This is a genomic window from Kitasatospora sp. NPDC001527, from assembly GCF_040298605.1.
Taxonomy (GTDB): domain Bacteria; phylum Actinomycetota; class Actinomycetes; order Streptomycetales; family Streptomycetaceae; genus Kitasatospora.
The window spans coordinates 242,719-265,049 of the sequence record NZ_JBEPAM010000003.1 but is presented as its reverse complement, the minus strand read 5'-3'; the positions used below and the strand labels follow the sequence as shown (position 1 = coordinate 265,049).

The window sequence follows — 22,331 nt, the reverse complement described above, 5'->3', positions numbered from 1 at the left end:
CGACCTGCCGGACCGCCGGCCGAACCGCCCGCCGAACCATCCGCCGGACGGACCGTCAGGCGGCCCGCAGCGCCGCCTCGGTGTCGGCGACCAGGGAGCGGGCCGCGGCCACGGTGGCGGTGAGCGCCGCGGGCCCGTCGCCGGGGGCGGCGAGCAGGGCGCGGGCGCGCGGGCCGAAGCCGGCCGGAGCGGCGGGCAGTTCCCCGGCGACGGCGAGGGCGCCCTTCTCGTTGAGGCACCAGCGCCGGTCGGCCGCGTACAGCGCCTGCACCAGGATGCCGACGGCGCGGGAGAGGCAGAGCACGACGTACAGGGTGTCGCCGCGGGCCGCGCCCTTGGCGGCGCCGTCGAGCAGGAAGCCGGCCTCCCAGGTGCTCGCCATCAGCGCGGCCCGCAGCGGCTCCGGGTAGCCGGCGTACGCGGCCCGGCGCTCGGCCAGCTCGCCGGACGGGTCGGCGAGGACGCGGCCGAGCGCCAGTTCCCCGACGTAGCAGGGTGACCAGAAGCCGAGCGGGTGCCCGGCCTGGATCCCCACCTCGTAGCGGCCGGCCAGGCAGTCGGCCCGGACCCGGTCGACCCGGTCGAGGTCGCGCAGGATCCAGTCCACCCGGCCGAGGCCCTCGACGGTGAGCCAGGCCCCGCCGTCGACCCACGGCCCCCAGCCGCCGGGTCCGGCCACCTCGACGCCCGGTCCGGCCACCTCGCGCAGGGCGTCGAGGTCGGGGGCGCCGCGGTAGTAGAGGCCGAGGTCCCAGTCCGAGTCCGGCCGGTGCTCGCCCCGGGCCCGGCTGCCGCCGAGCACCACGCCGACCACTCCCGGCACACCGGCCAGCCGGCCGGCCATCGCTTCGACGATTGTTCGCACGGGGCGGAGTCTGGCACACCCGGAGCACCTCCCCGGGGCGGGAGCTTTCCATCGGCCAGAACAGGCCGACCTGGAGGATCGATGGCTGTCAATGCTACGGATCGTCCACATTCTCCGGCCCACCCGCCCCGCTGCTCGTTGCTGTTCCCGGCCCCCCTTCGCAGACTGTGCGCACGGCATCGCTGCCGGTCAAACCCCACCCCGCCGGTGAATCGCCTGTAAGAGTGGTGGATACTGATGCTTGTGAACGTGTTCACGTTCACAAGCGGACAAGCCTGTGCGCTTGGGCGACGGTCCCCGGCTTATCGAGTAGTTTGTCCGAAATGTGACTCAACAGGGTCGGTTGGGAGAGAGGGCGCCGTGGAACTGGCAATCGCTCACGAGACCATCGCGCGATGGCAATTCGGCATCACCACCGTCTACCACTTCCTCTTCGTCCCGCTGACCATCAGCCTCGCGGCGATCGTCGCCGGGCTGGAGACCGCGTGGGTGCGGACGAACAAGGAGAAGTACTTCCACGCCACCAAGTTCTGGGGCAAGCTCTTCCTGATCAACATCGCGATGGGCGTGGTCACCGGCATCGTGCAGGAGTTCCAGTTCGGCATGAACTGGTCCGACTACTCCCGCTTCGTCGGTGACGTCTTCGGCGCCCCGCTCGCGATGGAGGCGCTGATCGCCTTCTTCTTCGAGTCGACCTTCATCGGCCTGTGGATCTTCGGCTGGGACAAGCTGCCCAGGAAGCTGCACTGCGCCTGCATCTGGATGGTCGCGCTCGGCACCGTGCTCTCCGCCTACTTCATCCTGGCGGCGAACTCCTGGATGCAGCACCCGGTCGGCTACGCGATCGACCCGGTCACCGGGAAGGCGCAGCTCAACGACATCGCGCGGGTGCTGTTCCAGGACACCACCGTCACCGTCGTCCTGCACACCCTGACCGCCGCCTTCCTCACCGGCGCCGCGTTCGTGGTCGGCATCGCCTCCTTCCACCTGTGGAAGGCCAAGCGCAAGCCCGCGAGCGCCAACCCCAAGCGGGTCGCCGCGATGCGCACCTCGCTGCGGCTGGGCCTGGTCCTCGCCGTCATCGCCGGCCTCGGCACGGCGCTCAGCGGCGACCAGCTCGCCAAGGTCATGTTCCGCCAGCAGCCGATGAAGATGGCCGCCGCCGAGGCGCTCTGGGACACCAAGGCCCCCGCGCCGTTCTCGATCTTCGCGGTCGGCGACGTCGGCAAGGGCCACAACTCGGTCGAGCTGGAGATCCCCGCGGCGCTGTCCTTCCTCGCCAACAGCGACTTCAGCTCCTCCGTCCCCGGCATCAACGACACCGCCGCCGCCGAGGCCGCCAAGTACGGCGGCGACCCCAAGGACTACATCCCGAGCATCTTCGTCACCTACTGGGGCTTCCGCCTCATGATCGGCTTCGGGATGACGTCCTTCGTGGCCGGTCTGATCGGCCTCTGGACCACCCGCAAGAGGCGCTTCCTGGCACCGGAGTTCCGCACCGGCGACGACGAGGTGCCGAGGCTGATGCTCACCCCGAAGCGCGAGCTGGGCCCGTTCCTCACCAAGTGGAGCTGGCGGATCGGCATCCTCACCATGGGCTTCCCGCTGATCGCCAACAGCTTCGGCTGGATCTTCACCGAGATGGGCCGCCAGCCCTGGGCGGTCTTCGGCCTGATGACCACGGCCAGCGCCGTCTCGTCCAACGTCAGCGTCGGCACCCAGATCGGCGCGCTGGCCACCTTCACCGCGCTGTACGCGATCCTCGCCGTCATCGAGGTCAAGCTGCTGGTCAAGTACGCCAAGGCCGGTCCGGCCACCGACGAGCAGCCGCCCGCCAAGGACCCGTCCCTGCGCGGCCCGTCCTCGGAGGACGACGCCGACAAGCCGCTCGCCTTCGCCTACTGAGGCCCCTGAGGATCGATAGGACCGACACACCATGGAACTTCACGACGTCTGGTTCGTCCTGATCGCCGTCCTCTGGATCGGCTACTTCTTCCTGGAGGGCTTCGACTTCGGCATCGGCATCCTCACGAAGACGCTGGCCCGGGGCACCTCCGAGCGGCGGGTGCTGATCAACACCATCGGCCCGGTCTGGGACGGCAACGAGGTCTGGCTGCTGACCGCCGGCGGCGCCACCTTCGCGGCCTTCCCGGACTGGTACGCCACCCTGTTCAGCGGCTTCTACATCCCGCTGCTGGTCATCCTGGTCTGCCTGATCGTCCGCGGCGTCGCCTTCGAGTACCGGGCCAAGCGGCCCGGGCCGCGCTGGCAGCGCAACTGGGAGGAGGCGATCTTCTGGACCTCGCTGATCCCGTCCTTCCTCTGGGGCGTCGCCTTCGCGAACATCGTGCGCGGCGTGGACATCGACGCGCAGAAGAACTTCGTCGGGACCCTCTGGGACCTGCTCAACCCGTACGCGCTGCTCGGCGGCCTGGTGACGCTCGTCCTGTTCACCTTCCACGGCGCGGTGTTCGCCGCGCTCAAGACGGTCGGCGACATCCGCGAGCGGGCCCGGGCCACCGCGCTGCGGACCGGACTGGTGACGGCGGTGCTCGCCGCGGTCTTCCTGATCTGGACCCAGGCCGACCACGGCAACGGCTGGAGCCTCGCCGCCCTGGTGACCGCGGTGCTCGCCCTGGTCGGCGCGCTCGCCGCCAACCAGCGGGCCCGTGAGGGCTGGGCGTTCGCCCTCTCGGGCGCGACGATCGTGGCCGCCGTCGCCATGCTCTTCCTCGCCCTCTTCCCCGACGTCATGCCGTCCACGCTGAACCCGGACTGGAGCCTGACCGTGCGCAACGCGGCCTCCTCGCCGTACACGCTCAAGCTGATGACCATCGTGGCCGCGGTCTTCACCCCGATCGTGCTGCTCTACCAGGGCTGGACGTACTGGGTGTTCCGCAAGCGGATCGGCGTCCAGCACATCCCCGGGCACGACCCGGCCGCCGCCCTCGACAAGGCCTGACGCCGTGAAGCCGGTCGACCCCCGACTCCTCGGGTACGCCCGCACCACCCGGACCTTCCTGGCCGGGACCGTCCTCCTGGGCACCGCGAACGCGGCCCTGGTGGTCGCCCAGGCGGGCCTGATCGCCGAGATCGTGGTCCGCGGCTTCCAGCAGCGGGCCGGGCTCGACGAGCTCACCGCGCCGCTGGCGCTGCTGGCGCTCACCGCGATCGGGCGCGGGCTGGTCGGCTGGCTCACCGAACTCACCGCGCACCGGTCCGTCGCCCGGGTGAAGTCCACCCTGCGGCGCCGGCTGCTCGACCACGCCACCGCGCTCGGCCCGGCCCACCCGGCGGGCCGGCGCACCGGCGAACTCACCGCCCTCGCCACCCGCGGCGTGGACGCGCTCGACGACTACTTCGCCCGCTACCTGCCGCAACTGGCGCTCGCCGTGGTCGTCCCGGTCGCGGTGCTGCTGCGGATCGTCGGCGCCGACGCCACCTCGGCCGCGATCATCGCCGGCACCCTGCCGCTGATCCCGCTGTTCATGGTGCTGATCGGGATGGCCACCCAGGCCCGGATGGACCGCCAGTGGACCACCCTCGCCCGGCTCTCCCACCACTTCCTGGACGTGGTCGCCGGGCTGCCCACGCTCAAGGTCTTCAACCGGGCCCGCGCCCAGGCCGCGACCATCGCCCGGATCACCGCCGACTACCGCCGGGCCACCCTGCGGACCCTGCGGATCGCCTTCATCTCCTCCTTCGCCCTGGAACTGCTCTCCACCCTCTCGGTCGCCCTGGTCGCCGTCTCGATCGGCTTCCGGCTGGTGAACGGCAGCCTCGACCTGGAGACCGGGCTGCTGATCCTGATCCTCGCCCCCGAGGTCTACTTCCCGATCCGTCAGGTCGGCGCGCTCTACCACTCCAGCGTCGAGGGCCTGACCGCCGCCGACCGGATCTTCGAGGTGCTGGAGACCCCGCTGCCGGCCGCCGGCACGGTGCCCGCGCCGGACCTCGCCGGGGCCACCGTGACGGCCGACGGCCTCACCGTGCGCTTCCCCGGCCGCACCGGGCCCGCCCTCGACGGCGCCGCGCTGGTGCTGGAGCCGGGCGGGAGCGTCGCGCTCACCGGACCGTCCGGCGCCGGCAAGTCCACCCTGCTCGGCGTCCTGCTCGGCCTCACCGCCCCCGACGCCGGCACCGTCCGGATCACCGCCGCCGACGGGCGCACCCACGACCTGGCCGACCTGGACCGGGAGAGCTGGCGGCGGCAGATCGCCTGGGTGCCGCAGCACCCGCACCTGTTCGCCGGCACCGTCGCCGACAACCTGCGGCTCTACCGGCCCGACGCCACCGACGAGCGGCTGTGGGCGGCGCTGCGCTCCGCGCACGCCCTCGACTTCGTCACCCGGCTGGACACCGTCCTCGGCGAGGACGGCGCCGGGCTCTCCGCCGGCCAGCGCCAGCGGCTCGCGCTCGCCCGGGTGCTGCTCGCCGACGACCGACCGCTCGTCCTGCTCGACGAGCCCACCGCCCACCTGGACGGCGCCTCCGAGGCGGCCGTGGTGGACACCGTCCGGGCGCTGGCCGCCGATCCCGCGCGCACCGTCCTGCTGGTCGCCCACCGGCCCGCGCTGCTGGCCGCCGCCGACCGGCGGGTCCGGCTGGACGGCCCCGCCGCTCCCCCGGCCGCCCCGGCGGCCGTCCCCGCCCCGCTCCCGGCGCACAGCGGCCGGCCCACGCCGCCGGCGCCCGAGGACGGTCCGGCGCCCGGCCCGGACGCGGTCAGGCCCCGCCTCGCCCTCTCCGTCCTGCTCGGCGCGCTCGCCCTCGGCTGCGCCGTCGCGCTGATGGCCACCTCCGGCTACCTCATCTCCTACGCCTCCGAGATGCCGCCGGTCCTCTACCTGATGATGGCCGTCACCTCGGTGCGCGCCTTCGGCATCGGGCGCAGCGTCTTCCGCTACGCCGAGCGGCTGGTCTCGCACGACGCCGTGCTGCGCACCCTCGGCACCCTGCGCGCCGCCGTGTACCGCCGGCTCGCCGTGCTCGCCCCGGCCGCGCTGCCCGCGTTCCGGCGCGGGGACCTGCTCTCCCGGCTGGTCGCCGACGTCGACGCCGTCCAGGACCACTACCTGCGCTGGCGCCTGCCGGCCGCCGTGGCCGCGGTGGTCTCGCTGGCCGCCGCCGTCGCCATGGGCGCCTTCCTGCCCGCCGCCGGGCTGGTGCTCGGCGCCGGCCTGCTGCTCGCCGGCCTGGTGGTGCCCGCGCTGGCCGCCCGCTGGTCGGCCGCCGACGAACGCCGCCAGGCCCCGGCGCGCGGACGGCTCGCCACCACCGTGCTGGACGCGTTCAGCGGGACGGCCGAGCTCACCGTGGCCGGCGCGCTGCCCGGCCGGCTCGCCGCGGTCCGCGCCGCCGACACCGCGCTGACCGCCCTGGCCGCCCGCTCGGCCGCCACCGCCGCGCTCGGCACCGGGCTGATCACCCTGCTCACCGGCCTCACCGTGGCCGCCGCCGCGGCCGTCGGCCTGCGCGGCGTCGAGTCCGGCGCCCTCGCCCCGGTCTGCCTGGCCGTGGTCGTGCTCACCCCGCTGGCCGCCTTCGAGGCCGTCACCGGCATGCCGCTCGCGGTCCAGGCCCGGCGGCGCAGCCAGGCCGCCTCGGCGCGGCTCGCCGAGGTGCTGGACGCGCCCGCCGCCGTCGCCGAACCCACCGCACCGAAGGCCCTGCCCGAGCAGCCGCTGCCGATCGCGGTCCGCGGGCTGACCGCCCGCCACCCCGGACAGGACGCCGCCGCACTGGCCGGGGTCGACCTCGACCTCGTCGCGGGCCACAGGATCGCCGTGGTCGGCCCGTCCGGCTCCGGCAAGACCACCCTCGCGCAGACGCTGCTGCGCTTCCTCGACCAGGACGCCGGGAGCGTCGTGCTCGCCGCCGGCCGCCCACAGGCGGTGGACAGCCGGGAGCTCGCCGGGGAGGACGTCCGCCGGGTGGTCGGGCTCTGCGCCCAGGACGCGCACGTCTTCGACAGCTCGCTGCGCGAGAACCTCCGCCTCGCCCGGCCGGACGCGGGGGAGGACGAGCTGCGCGCCGCGCTCGCCGCCGCCCGGCTGCTGGACTTCACCGAGACCCTGCCGGGCGGCCTGGACACCATGGTCGGCGAGCACGGCGCCCGCCTCTCCGGCGGCCAGCGCCAGCGGCTCGCGCTCGCCCGGGCGCTGCTCGCCGACTTCCCGGTGCTCGTCCTGGACGAGCCCGCCGAACACCTCGACCTGCCGACCGCCGACGCCCTCACCGCCGACCTGCTGACCGCCACCGCGGGCCGCACCACCGTGCTCATCACCCACCGCCTGGCCGGTCTCGACGACACCACCGTCGACGAGGTGCTCGTCCTGGACGCCGGCCGGGTGGTGGAGCGCGGCCGCTGGTCCGAGCTGCTGGCCCGCCCGGCCGGCCGGCTGCGCGCGATGCACGACCGCGAGCGCGAGACCGACGGGCTGCCGCTCGCGGTCGGTTAGCCGGGCCGCCCGGAGCCCCGCCGGCCGGTCGCGTCGTTACTTCTGTCGAAAACCGTACAAACTACGCTCTTCCTCATGGACCCCACGCCAGACCTGCCCGACCCCGCCACCCCCGGTGAGCCGGAGCCCGACCCGGCGCCGCACCGGGTGCCCGAGATCTCCTCGCTCGGGCTGGACACGCTGGTCACCGAGGTGTCCGAGCGGCTGCAGTCCGCCGCCGCCGTCACCGACCGGATGCAGCGGCTGCTGGAGGCGGTCGTCTCGGTCGGCGCCGGGCTGGACCTGCACGCCACCCTGCACCGGATCGCCACCGGCGCCGCCGAGCTGGTGGACGCCCGCTACGCGGCGCTCGGGGTGATCGCGCCGGGCGGGCAGGGCCTCTCCGACTTCATCCACGTCGGGGTGGACGACGCGCTGGCCGCCGAGATCGGCGAACTGCCGGTCGGCCGGGGCATCCTCGGCGCGCTGATCGACCGGCCCGAGCCGCTGCGGCTCACCGACCTCACCGCCGACCCGCGCTCCTACGGCTTCCCCCCGCACCACCCGTGCATGAGGACCTTCCTGGGCGAGCCGATCCGGATCCGCGACGAGGTGTTCGGCAACCTCTACCTCACCGAGAAGCGCGGCGGCGGCGCCTTCACCCCGGAGGACGAGCAGGTGGTGCACGCGCTCGCCGCCGCGGCCGGGGTCGCGATCGAGAACTCCCGCCTCTACGAGGAGGGCCGGCGCCGGGAGCGGTGGATCGCCGGCGCGTCCGCCGTCACCACCGCGCTGCTCTCCACCGACGAGGCGCAGGTGGCGCTCACCGTCGCCGCCGAGCAGGTCCGGGAGCTGGCGGACGCCGCGCTGGGCATGATCCTGCTGCCGGTCGCGGACGGCGACGCCGGCACCGTCCGGATGCGGGTCGCCCACGCCTCCGGGGAGGCCGCCGAGTTCGTGCGCGGCGAGCTGCTGCCGCCGGCCAGCTTCGCCTCCCGGCTGCTCCAGGGGGAGAGCGTCCACCTCGACGACATGTCCACCGACCCGACCGTGGTGATGCGGCTCGCCCGCAGCTTCGGCCCCTCGCTGGCCGTGCCGATGGTCGCCGCCGGCCGGGTGCTCGGCGGGCTCTGCGTCTGGCGCCCGCGCGGCGCCGTGCCGTTCTCCGGGGCCGAGAAGCAGCTCGCCGAGACCTTCGCCTCGCAGGCCGCGCTCGCGCTGCGGCTCGCGGAGGGCCAGCGCGACCAGCAGCGGCTCGCCGTCTTCCAGGACCGCGACCGGATCGCCCGGGACCTCCACGACCTGGTCATCCAGCGGCTCTTCGCCACCGGCATGATGCTGGAGGGCGCGGCCCGGCGCGCCATCGTCCCGGAGGTGAAGGTCCGCATCGGCGAGGCGGTGGACGAGCTGGACGCCACCATCCAGGAGGTCCGCACCACCATCTACGCGCTGCAGCACGACAACCACGGCGACGCGCCCGACACCCTGCGGACCAGGGTGCTGCGCGAGTGCAGCCAGACCGCGGCGGCGCTCGGATTCAAGCCCTCGGTCTCCTTCGTCGGCCCGGTGGAGAGCCTGGTCGGCGAGAAGACGAGCCGTCAACTACTGGCCGCGCTGCGGGAGATGCTCTCCAACACGGCACGGCACGCCCGGGCCTCCCGGGTCGGTGTCGAGCTGGACGCGACCGTGCACCTGGACGACGGCGGCCGTCCGGTCGGCGGCGACCCGGAGTCGCTGGACCGGGGCGGGCGCCCCGGCGTCCTGCTGACCGTCACCGACGACGGCATCGGCATCCCCGAGGGCGGGCGGCGCAGCGGTCTGCGGAACCTGGCCCGGCGCGCCGAGGCGCTCGGCGGCGACGCCTGGCACGAGCCCGGGCCGCACGGCCGGGGCACCCGGGTGCGGTGGACGGCGCGGCTCTGAACGTCCGGTGGGATGATCGGGTCAAACCCACCCGTCTTCGAACGGTTCGTGAACGGGGAGGATCCACGCCGGGATTGGTTGGCGCGCGGTTGGTGTGCACTCGGTGAAAGTTTAACGAGGGAGAACTTCCCGGCCAACGGAGCAAGTTGTGCATTTCGTGGCCTTCCGGCGCTCTCGTGTGCACACATAGCTTTACTCCCGTCTCGGAGAGGTACCGGACTGTGGGGGAGCAGTGGACGCGTCGGGCCGCGGTCACACCGCAGCAGGGGCAAGTCGAGGGGGATTCCGGGCCGAACGGGCACCGGACGGGCGGTATCGCTGGCAGTTGAAGGCGCCGAACGGCCGCGTCGTGGCCGTCACTCCGGCCGCGTACGAAACGGCCGGAGAGGCGGAGCGCGGCTTCGACGGCTTACGGGTCGGCGCGGAGGGGCTCACCGCCCGGATCACGCACGTGCGGGACGGCATCGGCTGGATCTGGGTGGTCCCCGGGTCGCGCAGCCTGCCGGAGGTGCGGTCCAGTCGCGCCTACGAGCGGTACGCCACCTGCCAGAACGCCTTCCGGCGCTTCGTCGTGCTGCTGGCCAAGCAGCCGGCCCTGGAGCGCCCCGAACTCTCCGAACGGGGGCCGTCGTTGAGAACGTCCGATGTCCGCTGACCGGCGCGGGCCGCGCCTGCTGACCGTCCCGGTCGGTGACCGTTCGCTGTCCTGGACGCTGCGCGCGGCCAACGGGCGGCAGCTCGGCGTCGGCGTGCGCACCTACCGGGGCGAGGCGGAACTCGCCGAAGCCGTCCGAGAGTTGATCATCGAGCGGGCCGTGCTGCGATGTACCGTCGGCCAGTCCGAGGCCCGCCTGTGGGTGTGGACGGCGTACCTGCCGGTGCGCAGCACCCGCCCGGGCGCCGCCGACGCGGCCGGACCGGTGGCCCGCAGCGCCCGCGGGTACCTGCGGCGCGACCAGTGCCAGGCCGGCGTCACCGGCTTCCTCGCCGGACTCCAGCGCCTGGGGCAGGAGTTGCGCCGTCCGGGGCGCGACGACGCCTGGCCCTTCTGACGATCCGTCCGCCGCCGCCCCCAGCCGCCTTCGGGCGGCTTCTCGCGTTGTCCCCGCGGCGCGGACCGGCCCTTCCCCCTCTTCCGGTGAAGCGCAGGTATCCGGCAAACCCCCGAGCCGCCACCTGGAGAAGAACGTCACCGGCCTCTGACCTGCGGATTTCCACCCCTCCGCGGCCGTGCTGACCTGTTGCTAAACCTCTCCGAACCGAGAAATCGACAATCGCCCGGGGCGACCGTCCGCCCTTTCGACGGAACCGGGCCGACCGACAGGATCGGCACTGCCGGAACGGGCCGCCGCGGACGCGGCTCACGGCCCCGGGACTGACGACCAGTACCCGGGCAAGCGATGTACGTCTCTCCCACCGGAGGAACAGGAACATGCGCAAGACCGCTGCCAAGCTGCTCGCCGCCGCCGCGATCGCCACCTCGGTCGCCACCGTCGCCAGCGGCGTTGCCGTCGCCGACCCGGCCGCCGGCGTCGTCCCCGCCACCCAGGACATCGTGGGTGTCGGCTCCGACACCACCCAGGAGGTCCTGAACGGCCTGTCGGGTGGCTACAACGCCGCACTGACCGCCGCGGGCGACACCACCTCCCCGCGTCTGTACAGCTTCGACGCCACCGGCTCGGCCCAGATCACCTCCAAGGCCGGCACCTCCCCGTTCGACCGTCCGAACGGCTCCGGCGCCGGCATCAAGGCCCTGGAGACCCGCACCAGCACCCAGGTCGACTTCGCCCGCTCCTCGCGCGGCCCGGCCAACGGCACCGACCTCACCAGCGACGTCTTCGTCGCCTTCGCGCGGGACGCGGTCTCCTGGGCGGCCAAGACGGGCGGCAACGCCCCGGCCAACCTGACCACCGCGAACCTGAAGGACATCTACACCTGCGCCAAGACCAACTGGCAGCAGATCAACCCGGCCCTGCCGAACGCCACCATCAAGCCGTACCTGCCGCAGACCGCCTCCGGCACCCGTGCGTTCTTCCTGAAGGCCATCGGCGGTGCCACCCCCGTCACCCCGGGTGCCTGCGTCGTCTCCGGTCTCCAGGAGAACACGGGCACCGAGGCGGCCCTGACCGACAACAACGCGCTCGTTCCCTACTCCGTCGCCCACTACATCGGCCAGGTCTACTACGGCCACACCAGCGCCAACGACGCCGCGGGCCCGGTCACCATCCGCAACATCAACGGCATCGCTCCGGTCACCACCAGCCCGGCTGCGGTCATCAACCCCTCCTTCTCGGGCACCGCGTACGGCCGCAACGTCTACAACGTGGTCCGCAGCTCGGAGTGGACCGCCACCGACGCCCACGGTGTCGCCCTGCGGAAGATCTTCGGCACCGCCAGCAACGGCGGCTACATCTGCGGCACCGCCGGTACCGCCATCCTGACGAACTACGGCTTCGGCAGCCTGGGCAGCAACTGCGGCACCGAGATCTCGCCGGTCTGAGCCACCCCGCCCCATCTGACCCACCCGTAACAACCGGCGGCCACGGGCCTCGTGCCCGTGGCCGCCGGCCCGGTGATCCACCGGGAGCGCTCGCCGAGGCACCGTCACCGCCGCACAGGCGCAAGGAGAAACGATGCGAAAGACCATGGGCAAGCCGCTCACCGTCGCCGCGCTTGCCGCCTCGCTGGTCGGTCTGACCGGTGGTGCCGCACTCGCCGACCCGCCCGTCGTGCCGAACCCCGGCGACATCGTCGGCGTCGGCTCACAGACCACCGCGCCGCTGTTCAACCAGTTGTCCACGGACTACAACGCCGCCCTGACCGCGGCGGGTGACACGACGTCGCCGCGGCTGTACAGCTTCGACGCGATCGGCCCCTCGCCGATCGTGCTGAAGGCCGGGAGCGGCCCCGTCGCCCGGCCTACGGGCAGCGGTGCCGGCCTGGGCGCCCTGCACGCCGTCCCGAGCCAGGTGGACTTCGTCCGCATGGACCGGGGCCGGCTGCCCACCGACCTGGCGTCCGACACCTTCGTGGCGCTCGCCAAGGACGCGGTCTCCTGGGCCGCGCAGCTCGGGGGCCACGCCCCGGCGAACCTGACCACGGCGCAGCTGAAGGACGTCTACACCTGTGTCCGGACGACCTGGCAGCAGCTCGACCCGTCGCTGCCGAACGCGACGATCAAGCCCTTCCTCCCCCAGTCCGGCTCCGGCCTGCGTGACTTCTTCCTGAAGGCCCTCGGAGGCGGTACGCCGATCATCCCGGGTGCCTGTGTGACCAGCGGCGTCCAGGACAACCAGGGCACCGATCCGGTCCTGCACGACGCCGACGCGCTGGTCCCGTACTCGGTGGGCCACTACGTCGGCCAGGCCTTCTTCGGCCGCAGCACCGGCTCCGACGCGCCCGGAACGCTGACCGTCCGCGGCGTCAACGGCATCGCGGCGGTGAACACGGCGAACCAGAGCATCAACTCCCCGTTCGCCGCGAGCACCTACGGCAGGGTGCTCCACAACGTGGTCCGGGGCGCCGAGTGGACGGCGACGGACGCGCACGGGGCGGCGCTGCGGAACATCTTCGCCCCCAACGGCTTCATCTGCCGCAGCGCGACGGCCATCGCCGACCTCAAGAGCCACGGCTTCCTGCCCCTTCCGGGCGGTGCCTGCGGCAGCACCAGCTGAGCCGACGGTCACCAACCCTCACCGACACCGAAGGACCCCCAGCATGCGCGAGGCTTTTGCCTGGCTCACGGCGAGCACCGCCCTCACGGCCTCCCCCGTCATGGTGGGAGGGCCGGCCGCCGCCGACCCGGCCGTGCAGGCCGGATGGCTCTGCACGAATCCGGTGGCGAGGGCGACGGTCAGGAGCCACGGCTTCGCGCAGCTGCCGGCCCAGGCGTGCGGAGTCACCTTCTGGAGCGCCTGATTCCAGGCGCCGGAATCTTCGGCCGCCGTCACCCGCCGGGCAGTGCGGGGCGGCCGGCCGCGGGGGCGACCTTCTCGGGTCGCCTGCACCACCCAGCACACACCTCTCCCAAGGAGCACAGCATGTCCCGTACCCGCGCCCGCCTCGCCGCGACCGGCACCGCCGTCGTCCTCGCCGTCACCGGTATGAGCGGTGCGGCCGTCGCCGACACGGCCCCGGCGAGCACGCCGTCCACCGGCAGCGCGGTGGTCAACTCCAGCACCACCTTCCTGAGGGACCAGGCGCTCAACGGCATCATCGTCATCCCGCTGCCGTCCGCCACCCCCTCGTACGACAGCACCACCGGCATCAACACCACCTTCCAGGTGACCGGTGGCGAAGCCGACCTGTTCAACTTCTACGGTGACATCGAGCTCGGCGGTGGCCTGCTCTTCGTCAACATCTTCACGGGCAGGAGCGTCACCTTCAACCAGCTCCACTACAACGTCGGCGCCGGGTCGCTGACGGGCGTTCCCGTCGGCTCCACCGACGCGGTGCAGCTGCTGGACCCGAAGGGCCGTCTCCAGCTCAGCGGCACCAGCGCCAACGCGAGCCTGACCTCCTCGGACCTCCAGCTGGACGCGGCCGCCGCGACCTACCTGGACACCAAGCTGAAGACCGACTTCTTCAAGGCCGGTCAGTCGGTCGGCTCGTTCTCCCTGAAGTTCAACCAGGGCAGCTGACTTCTGGTCAGATGGCCCTCGGACATCACGACGGACCCGCGCCACGGCGCGGGTCCGCTCGCATGCGGAGTTCCCAACTCCGCTACGGAGTCGTCGCGTTGTGTTCTCGTACACCCTGGCGACCGGACTCGGCCATGTCGGGCTGGCCGAATAGTAGGCAACCGGAGCCGTCAGCCTGAGCGCGACCATTCCCTCGTGCCGCCCCCGGCGGCTCGCACATCCCGGAGGTGCCCGCCATGAGATTCCGCGTACCCGATCCGAGAGAACGAGGGCGGTGGCGTCGGCGACTACCTCCGCTGACCCTCGTCCTGGCCGTGGTGGGCGCGGTGGTGACGGTGCCGGTCGGGCTCGGCGCCGTGACCGAGGCGCACGCGGCCTCGTCGAAGACGGTGACGGCGAAGCCGGTCTGGATTCCGGACTTCCAGGGCGGCGGGACCTACGGGTCCGAGGGAACCGTCACCGTCTCGCAGACCGAGAACCTGCAGGACCAGGTGATCGACGTCTCCTGGACGGGGTTCACTCCGAGCGTGAGCAGGTACGACCTCAGCACCCCCGCGACCTCTGCGACGCTGGGTGGCGACGACGTGCTCTTCCCCGTGCGGGTCTACCAGTGCCGCGGCAAGGACCCGAAGGTCACGGACTGCTACGGAAGCAGCCTGTTCGAGGCGGATCCGGCCAAGGGCTTCGAGAACCCCCCGCCCGAGCCGGGTACGACCGTGCCGGACTTCCCGTCGAACATGCGGCTCGGCGTGACCGGGGCGGACGGCTCGGGCAGCGTCAGCCTGGAGGTCTGGTCGAGCCGTCTGAGCCCGCACCTGGGCTGCGACGCGGAGAACCCCTGCTCCATCGTGGTCGAGCCGAACTGGGGCGGCGACACGGACGACCCGTTCAACAAGTACGGCGGGCAGCCCGACTGTTCGAGGCACCTGTACGACTACGACGACTTCGGCATCCAGCTCTCGGCGACGGACTCCTGGCCGAACGGTCACGTCAACCGGCGGAAGGGGACCCGCTCCGGTGAGATGTGCGCCTGGGAGAACCGGACCGTCGTCCCGATCACCTTCGCCGCCACGCCCAAGGAGTGCGGGAGTGCGAACCCGGACGTGATCGCCACGGGCCTGGAGATGCTCAACCGGGCCATGCAGCAGTGGATCGTCGGACTCTGCGGGGACACGAAGCCGCTGACGGTGCAGTACACCTCGGCCGGCGGCGAGCCGGCGGCCCGCAAGTCGTTCCTCGGGGGCTCCCGGATCGATGTCGGCCTCACGGCTCTGCCGGACCGGGGGACCCCCACCCGGCCGTACGTGTACGCGCCGCTCGCCACGACCGGGATCTCGATCGCCTTCTGGGTGGACGACCCGGTGACCGGTCGGCAGATCCGGGACATGCGGCTGAACCCGCGGCTCGTCGCCAAGATGCTGACCCAGACCTACCAGGCCTGGGGCGCGAGGACGCCGACGGTGGAGGGCAACCCCGCCTGCATCTTCGAGGACAAGGAGTTCCTGCGGCTCAACACGCTGCCGGAGAGCAGCGGGCTGAGCTGGCCGAGCTGTGACACCGGGCCGGACGGTCCCAGCCCGGTGGTGCTGGGCACCTCGACCGACCTCACCTATCAGCTGACCTCGTGGATCGCCGGCGATCCCGACGCGGCGCGCTTCCTGGAGGGCGAGCGCGACCCGTGGGGCACCCGGATCAGCCTCAGCTACCTGCGGCCGGGGCTCTACCCGACCGACCAGCTCGTCCGCGAGGACGAGAGCGGCCTGATCCGGGCCCCGGACGACACGAACCCGCAGCCCGAGGACGTCAAGTACTGGAAGCGGTTCGAGTGGAACCCGCTGCAGACCGGCCTCAACGAGGTGCTCCGGTACATCCAGGAGGGCCAGTCGACCGCGCGGAGCCGGACCGACGTGAACGGGACCTACCCGAGGATGGCCTCGCGGGCGCCCGGTACCCGCTTCAGCTTCGCGATCCTCGACAGCGGCCAGGCCAAGGCCTACCGGCTGCCCGAGGCCTCGCTGCAGAACGCGGCCGGAGCCTTCGTCCCGCCCACGCTCACCGCCTTCCAGGCCGCGGTGGGGGACATGCCGGTCGACCCGGTGACCGGTACCCAACTGCTGCCCTACGGACAGCCCAACACCCCCTACTCCCTCGACCAGCGGCCGTACCCGCTCACCGTCGTGCAGTACGCGATGGTGCCGACCGCCAAGCTGTCGGCGGAGAAGACCGCCGATGTGAGCCGTTTCCTGAACACGGTCACCGGCACCGGCCAGCTGTACGGCATCGAGGCGGGTCGGCTGCCCGAGGGCTTCCTCGCGCTCACCAAGGAGCAGAAGGCGCAGGCCCAGGAGGCCGTGACCCATCTGGAGGCGCAGGACGGCAAGCTGCCCGGCAACCAGAAGCCGGCCACCGAGCCCTCCGAGCCCTCCGAGCCCTCCGAGCCCACCGAGCCCGGCACGACCGGGGGCGGGAACGGCTCCGGCACCACCGGCGGCTCCGGCGTCGACCCGGGGACGACCGGGGGCGGCACCGGGACGACCGGCGGCACGTCGGGTTCCGGCGGCACCGGCTCCACCGGGGGCGACTCCGGCTCCGGGAGCAGCGGCGGCTCCGGCTCGTCCGGCGGGAGCGATTCCTCCTCCTCCGGCGGGGTCGGCTCGTCCGGCGGCCTCGGTTCGGACAGCGCCGCCGCGGGCGGCACCGGCACCGCCGGCGGCACCGCTCCGGTGGCCGGCGGGGCGACGCAGCCCGGTGCCAAGCCGGCCGCGGCCTCCGGCCAGAGCGCGGGCCCGCTCGCGGCGGCCCCGGTGGCGGCGGGTTCGCCGCTGCCGGACCGCTCCGGCGGTGCGCGGCTGCTGCTGCCGGTCGCGTTGATCGCCGGCCTGGTGCTGCTGGTCGGCGGCCCGGCGGCGCTCGTCCTGGGCGGGACCCCGGCCGGTGCGCGGATGACCGCGACCGCCCAGTCCCTGTGGGCGCGGATCCGCCGCCGCCCCTGACCCCGCCCGACCGCCGGTGACTCGGCGGGGCCGCCGTTCCGGCCCCGCCGAGTCCGCTTCCCGGGGGCGGGTCCCCCTGTTCCGGCGTCTCACGCCGGGGCGGCGGTGTTCGTCCACCGATCCCTGTACCGAGCACTTTCCACCGAGCGCGCCGGAGAGCAGACCATGACAGCCGCCGCCGAGCCCGCGGCACCGTACGCCGAGGCTCCACGCCAGCCCGATCCCGATGTACCCCGCACCATCACCGCCCCCGCCACCAACGGCGACCGGGTGTTCCGCGGTCTGCTGCGTGCGGCCGGCCTCTCGGTCTTCGCGATCATGGGGCTGATCGCGTTCTTCCTGATCCTGCGCGGCGCCCAGGCGCTGCGCGCGGTCGGCTTCGACTTCTTCACCGAGAAGAAGTGGCAGACCCAGGCACACAACTTCGGCATCGCCTCCGTGCTGCCGAACGGCATCCTGATCGCGGTGATCGCGCTGGTCATCGCCGTTCCGGTGGCGATCGCGGCGGCGGTCTTCATCTCCGAGTACGCGCCGGTGAGGCTGCGCGCGACGCTGATCTCCCTCGTCGACCTGATGGCCGCGATCCCCAGCATCGTCTACGGCCTCTGGGGCCTGTTCTTCCTCCAGCCGCAGATCATCGGCACCGTCCGCTGGATGTCGAACCACCTGGGCGAGGTGATCCCCTTCCTGAAGGTGCGCACCGGAGACATCGGCACCTCGTACACCTCGTCGACCTTCATCGCCGGCGTGGTCGTCTCGCTGATGATCATCCCGATCATCATCTCGCTGAGCCGCGAGGTCTTCTCCCAGGCACCGCAGGGCGAGCGCGAGGGCGCGTACGCGCTGGGCTCGACCCGGTGGGGCATGGTGCGCACGGTCGTCCTGCCCTTCGGCAAGGGCGGCGTGATCGGCGCGATCATGCTCGGCTTCGGCCGCGCGATGGGCGAGACCATCGCCGTCGCGCTGATCATCTCGCCGAGCTTCGACGTGATGGGCCACGTGCTGGAGAACGGCGCCAACTCGATCTCCGCGCTGATCGCGCTGCGGTTCGGCGAGTCGGACGCGCTGTCGCTGTCCGCGCTGATGGCGGCCGGCCTGGTGCTCTTCGGGATCACGCTGCTGGTCAACGTGGCCGCGAGCTTCGTGATCAGCCGTTCCCGTTCCGGCGCGGCGACGGCGGACTGAGCCGTGGCCGCTCTGAGAATCCGCCGCCAGGACGGCCGGGCCACCGCCCGCCCGGCCCGCCGACCGCTTTCGCTCCGCTGTGAAGGGACGCCCCGATGACCACCCTCGACAAGCCGCCGGCCGAGGCGCTCGCGCCGGGGTCGGCCCCGGCGCCCGGGCCGACCCCGGCGTCCACGACCGCACCGCCACCGGAACCCCAGCTCCCGGAACGGAAGTTGAAGCTCGGCGGGGTGACGCGCGAGGACGTCTTCACCATCCTCGGCGCCGGTGCCGGCTCGCTCGGCCTGGTCTGGGTCCTGTTCGAGCGCGTGCTGCCGTTCAGTGGCGTGCTGGGCTTCCTGATCTGCTGGTACGTGCTCTTCCTGGCCGGCTACTACCTGCTCGGCCAGGTCCAGTGGGGCGGGCCGATGGTCCGCGAGCGTCTGGTGTCGGTGGTCGCCTGGACCTCCGGTCTGCTGGTGGTCGCCCTGATCGCCGACCAGATCGGTTACGTCGCCTCGCGCGGCTACGACGCGGCCCAGCACCTCAACTTCTTCACCGAGTCGATGGAGAAGACCGCCTCGCTGTCGCCGATCACCTCCGGCGGCGCGTTCCACGCCATCGTCGGCTCGCTCGAACAGCTGGGCCTGGCCACGCTGTTCGCCGTTCCGCTGGGCATCGCCGCCGCCGTCTTCATGTCCGAGATCGGCGGCCGGATGGCCCGCCCGGTGCGCACCCTGGTCGAGGCGATGACGGCGCTGCCGTCGATCGTCGCCGGCCTGTTCGTCTTCGGCGTCGTCATCCTCACCTTCGGCTTCGACAAGAGCGGTTTCGCCGCCTCGCTGGCGCTGACCGTGATGATGATGCCGATCGTCACCCGGGCCGCCGAGGTGGTCATCCGCCTCGTCCCCGGCACCCTGCGGGAGGCCTCGTACGCGCTCGGCGGCAGTCAGTGGCGGACGGTGTGGAACGTCGTCCTGCCGACCGCACGCCGCGGTCTGATGACGGCGGTGGTGCTCGGTATGGCGCGCGCCGTCGGCGAGACCTCGCCCGTCCTGCTGACCGCCGGCTTCACCTCCCGGCTCAACGGCAACCCTTTCGAGGGCCCGCAGATCTCGCTGCCGCTGTACATCTGGAGCTACGTCAAGCTCCCGTACGACGAGATGATCGCCCGCGGCTTCGCCGCCGCCCTGACCCTGATGGCGGTGGTGCTCATCCTGTTCGTCACCGCCCGCGTCCTCGGCGGCCGCGCCGCCGGGGAGATGAGCCGCCGTCAGAAGCGCAAGCTCGACCGCGCCGCGCGCGCCGCCGCCCGGACGGCCGCGGCACCGGCACCGACCGGCCACCCGGCCGTCTCCGTCGGGGGGCACTGATGTTCCGACCCACCACCCTCCGCACCAGAGGAGTTCCCATGTCGCGGGAGGCCGAACGCCGCCCCCTGGCACGTCCGTTGGGCGTGCTGATGTCCACCCTGCTCGCGGCCGGTTCCCTGCTGCTGGGCCAGGCCGTCCCGGCGCACGCCGCTGTCGCGCTCACCGCGAGCGGCTCCAGCTGGGCCTTCCCGGCGATCGACCAGTGGCGCCAGGACGTCGGTCCGCAGGGCATCCAGATCGACTTCAACGCGGTGGGCTCGGCCCGCGGCCGCACCGAGTGGAACATCGGGCGCAACGACTTCAGCGCCTCCGACGTGCCGTTCCGCAGCCAGGTGGACAACGGTGCCAGCGCCGATGTCCGCCAGAAGGGCGACGGCGGCATCGAGAACGTGATCTACGGCTACTCCTACGTGCCGATCACCGCCGGCGGCACCGCGCTGATGTACCACCTGACGGTCGGCGGCAAGCAGGTCCGCGACCTGCGGCTGTCCGCCCAGACCATCATGGACATCTTCACCAAGAAGATCACCAACTGGAACGACCCGAAGATCACCGCCGACTACGGCAAGGCGCTGCCGAACCTGCCGATCACCCCGGTGGTCCGCTCCGACGGCTCCGGTGCGACCGCCCAGTTCACCCGTTGGATGGGCCGCTCCTTCCCCGCCCAGTGGGACGACTACTGCAAGTCCGTCAACGGCATCCCCTGCGGCGAGTACACCGAGTTCTACCCGAAGTCCGGCCAGATGACCGCGCAGAGCGGCTCCGACGTCGTCGCCGGCTACATCAAGGCCAGCTCCGGCGAGGGCACCATCGGCTACGACGAGTACGCCTTCGCCAAGCGCAGTGACATCCCGGTCGTGAAGGTCCTCAACCCGGCCGGGTACTACACCCTGCCGACCGCGTCCAACGTGGCCGTGGCGCTCACCGCCGCCCAGATCCGCGGCGTCGACGACAACACCCCGCCGGACGACCCGAACTACCTCCAGCAGAAGCTGGACGGCGTCTACACCAACGCGGACCCGCGCTCGTACCCGCTCTCCAGCTACAGCTACCTGATCGTGCCGCGCGCCAACTCGCTCAAGGCGCTCCCCCGGTTCAACAACGACAAGGGCGCCGCGCTGAGCAAGTTCCTCTCCTACGTGCTCTGCCAGGGGCAGGGCGAGGCGGACGAGCTGGGCTACTCGCCGATCCCGCGCAACCTCGTCCGCGGCGGTCTGCTGCAGACCCAGCACATCCCCGGCAACGCCAGCCCGGTCGACCCCAACACCCTCTCCAACTGCGGCAACCCGACCTTCAACTCGGCCGGTGAGCTGACCCTCCTCAAGAACGCCCCGCAGCCCAGCCCCTGCGACGCCAAGGGCCAGCCACTGGACTGCAAGCTCGACGGGAACGGCAAGCCGGTGAGCGCCGGCAGCACCGGCGGCACGGGCGGCACGGGCGGCGCCGGCGGCGCGGCCTCCGGCGGCGGCAACACCGGCGGCACCGGCGGCGCGGCCTCCGGCGGCGGCGCGAGCGGCACCGCAGGCGCGGCCTCCGGCTCGGGCGGCACCGGTGCCAAGACCGGTAGCGGCAAGAACAGCCAGACGCCGGGTGCCGGCGGCACGGGCGGCACCGGTGGCGCGGCCTCCGGCGGCGGTACCGGCGGCACCGGCACGGGTGGAACGGGCGGCACGGCCGGCACCGGCGGTGCCGCGGCGGGCGACCCGAACGCGCCCGTCGCCGACCCGAACGCGCCCGCCGGCGACGGCACGGGCACGGACGGCACGGCCGAGGAGGTCGTCGACCCGCAGACCGGCCAGGTGGTCGCCCGGGGCCGCGGCTCCGGCGGCACCACCGAGGTCGCCGCCGACGTGGTCAACGTCGGCGGCCGGCCCGAGGACTGGACCCTGACCACCCTCACCGCGCTCGAACTGCTCGCCGTCGTCATCGTCCCGCCGCTGCTCGGCCGCCGTCTGCTGCGCCGCCGCTCGCAGACGGGTGGCCGGTCATGACGGCCCCCGCCCTGGAGAAGCCGGTCGGGACGGCGCGGCCCGCGCCGGCCCCGGCGGCCCCCGCGCCCGCGCCGGAGTCCGCTCCGGCCGGGCCGGGCGCCGGCGGCACCGGCCGGACGGCCAAGCGGGTCCGCTTCCTGCAGGCGGCCTGGGCGGTGAGCCTGCTGGCGGCGCTCACCACGGGCTTCGTCGGCTACCTGTTCACCCTCTCGCACGTGCAGCAGAAGCACTTCCAGTCCACCGCCTACAAGTCCTTCCGGGACCAGCTCGGCAAGGCGACCGCGCCGACCGGAAAGGCGGCGGACGGCGCGCCCGTCGCGCTGCTGGACATCCCGGCGATCGGGCTGCACCAGGCGGTCGTGGTGGAGGGCACCACCGGCCGGGACCTCATGCGCGGACCCGGCCACCGCCGGGACACCGCGCTGCCAGGCCAGACCGGGGTGGCGGTGCTGTTCGGCCGCGGGGCGACCTTCGGGGCGCCGTTCGCCGAGCTGACCAAGCTGCGGGTGGGCGACAAGATCGAGGCCACCACCGGGCAGGGCAAGTTCACCTACACCGTCAACGTGTACGGCGACGAGGACCACCCGATCGTGGACCCGGTGCGCAACCGGCTGGTGCTGGTGACCAGCGACTCCAACTGGATCGCGAGCTCGACGGTGCTGATCGGCGCCCGTCTGGACGGCGACCCGGTGGTGAACCCCGGCGGGCGCCCCGCCACCGTGCCGTACGACAAGGCGCTGGCCGCCGACAAGGGCGCGCTGGCCACGCTGCAGATGTGGGCGCTGGGCCTGCTCGGCGCGGTGGTCGCCGCCGTCGTGCTGGCCCGGTACTGGCACCGCTCGGCCGCCTACCTCAGCCTCGCGCCGGTGATCGGCGCGCTGCTCTGGGCGGTCTACGAGAACGCCGCCGCCCTGCTGCCCAACCTCTACTGAAGCGCGCCCG

At 72.8% G+C, this 22,331-nt stretch carries 16 protein-coding genes; 15 read left to right on the top strand and 1 reads right to left on the bottom strand.

Features of this window, described 5'->3' with window-relative positions:
• Positions 1–55: 55 nt before the first annotated feature.
• Positions 56–844, bottom strand: coding sequence for a DUF4037 domain-containing protein (locus tag ABT238_RS04870; protein ID WP_350560618.1), 789 nt, complete (start codon positions 842–844; stop codon positions 56–58).
• 381 nt (positions 845–1,225) lie between these two features.
• Between ABT238_RS04870 and ABT238_RS04865 the strand changes: the two genes are divergently transcribed.
• From ABT238_RS04865 to ABT238_RS04795, 15 genes are all read left to right on the top strand, one after another.
• Positions 1,226–2,770: a cytochrome ubiquinol oxidase subunit I gene (locus ABT238_RS04865; RefSeq protein WP_350755552.1), complete on the top strand. Its 1,545-nt coding sequence runs from the start codon at positions 1,226–1,228 to the stop codon at positions 2,768–2,770.
• Positions 2,771–2,801: 31 nt separating this feature from the next.
• On the top strand, positions 2,802–3,827 hold the full coding sequence (gene cydB, locus ABT238_RS04860) for a cytochrome d ubiquinol oxidase subunit II (protein ID WP_350755551.1): 1,026 nt from the start codon (positions 2,802–2,804) through the stop codon (positions 3,825–3,827).
• Positions 3,828–3,831: 4 nt separating this feature from the next.
• A complete protein-coding gene (gene cydD / locus ABT238_RS04855) occupies positions 3,832–7,326 on the top strand; it encodes a thiol reductant ABC exporter subunit CydD (protein ID WP_350755550.1) in 3,495 nt (1,164 codons plus the stop codon).
• Between the two features lie 75 nt (positions 7,327–7,401).
• Positions 7,402–9,228 carry a sensor histidine kinase gene (locus ABT238_RS04850; protein ID WP_350560449.1) on the top strand — a complete coding sequence of 609 codons (1,827 nt, stop codon included), beginning with the start codon at positions 7,402–7,404 and terminating at the stop codon, positions 9,226–9,228.
• A 325-nt stretch (positions 9,229–9,553) separates the two neighbouring features.
• Positions 9,554–9,883 (top strand): hypothetical protein, encoded by a 330-nt coding sequence (locus ABT238_RS04845; RefSeq protein ID WP_502884123.1) that lies wholly within the window; start codon positions 9,554–9,556, stop codon positions 9,881–9,883.
• The gene (locus ABT238_RS04840; protein ID WP_350755549.1) at positions 9,873–10,280 is read left to right on the top strand and encodes a hypothetical protein; all 408 of its coding nucleotides are present in this window, start codon (positions 9,873–9,875) and stop codon (positions 10,278–10,280) included. The genes ABT238_RS04845 and ABT238_RS04840 overlap by 11 nt, the downstream gene beginning before the upstream one ends.
• Positions 10,281–10,660: 380 nt before the next feature.
• Complete coding sequence (locus ABT238_RS04835) at positions 10,661–11,728, top strand: PstS family phosphate ABC transporter substrate-binding protein (protein ID WP_350560443.1); 1,068 nt, start codon at positions 10,661–10,663, stop codon at positions 11,726–11,728.
• A gap of 133 nt (positions 11,729–11,861) precedes the next feature.
• A complete protein-coding gene (locus ABT238_RS04830) occupies positions 11,862–12,902 on the top strand; it encodes a PstS family phosphate ABC transporter substrate-binding protein (protein WP_350560441.1) in 1,041 nt (346 codons plus the stop codon).
• 43 nt (positions 12,903–12,945) lie between these two features.
• The gene (locus ABT238_RS04825) at positions 12,946–13,146 is read left to right on the top strand and encodes a hypothetical protein (protein ID WP_350560439.1); all 201 of its coding nucleotides are present in this window, start codon (positions 12,946–12,948) and stop codon (positions 13,144–13,146) included.
• 122 nt (positions 13,147–13,268) lie between these two features.
• Entirely contained in the window at positions 13,269–13,868 is a 600-nt protein-coding gene (locus ABT238_RS04820) for a hypothetical protein (protein WP_350560437.1), read from the top strand.
• 236 nt (positions 13,869–14,104) lie between these two features.
• A complete protein-coding gene (locus ABT238_RS04815) occupies positions 14,105–16,861 on the top strand; it encodes a hypothetical protein (protein WP_350755548.1) in 2,757 nt (918 codons plus the stop codon).
• Positions 16,862–17,026: 165 nt separating this feature from the next.
• Complete coding sequence (gene pstC, locus ABT238_RS04810; RefSeq protein WP_350560433.1) at positions 17,027–18,046, top strand: phosphate ABC transporter permease subunit PstC; 1,020 nt, start codon at positions 17,027–17,029, stop codon at positions 18,044–18,046.
• A 95-nt stretch (positions 18,047–18,141) separates the two neighbouring features.
• Complete coding sequence (pstA, locus tag ABT238_RS04805; protein ID WP_350560431.1) at positions 18,142–19,398, top strand: phosphate ABC transporter permease PstA; 1,257 nt, start codon at positions 18,142–18,144, stop codon at positions 19,396–19,398.
• Positions 19,399–19,436: 38 nt separating this feature from the next.
• Positions 19,437–21,389, top strand: coding sequence for a phosphate ABC transporter substrate-binding protein PstS (locus tag ABT238_RS04800; RefSeq protein WP_350755547.1), 1,953 nt, complete (start codon positions 19,437–19,439; stop codon positions 21,387–21,389).
• Positions 21,386–22,321, top strand: a complete 936-nt coding sequence (locus tag ABT238_RS04795; RefSeq protein ID WP_350560427.1) for a sortase — start codon at positions 21,386–21,388, stop codon at positions 22,319–22,321. Before ABT238_RS04800 ends, ABT238_RS04795 begins: the two co-directional genes overlap by 4 nt.
• Positions 22,322–22,331 lie beyond the last annotated feature (10 nt).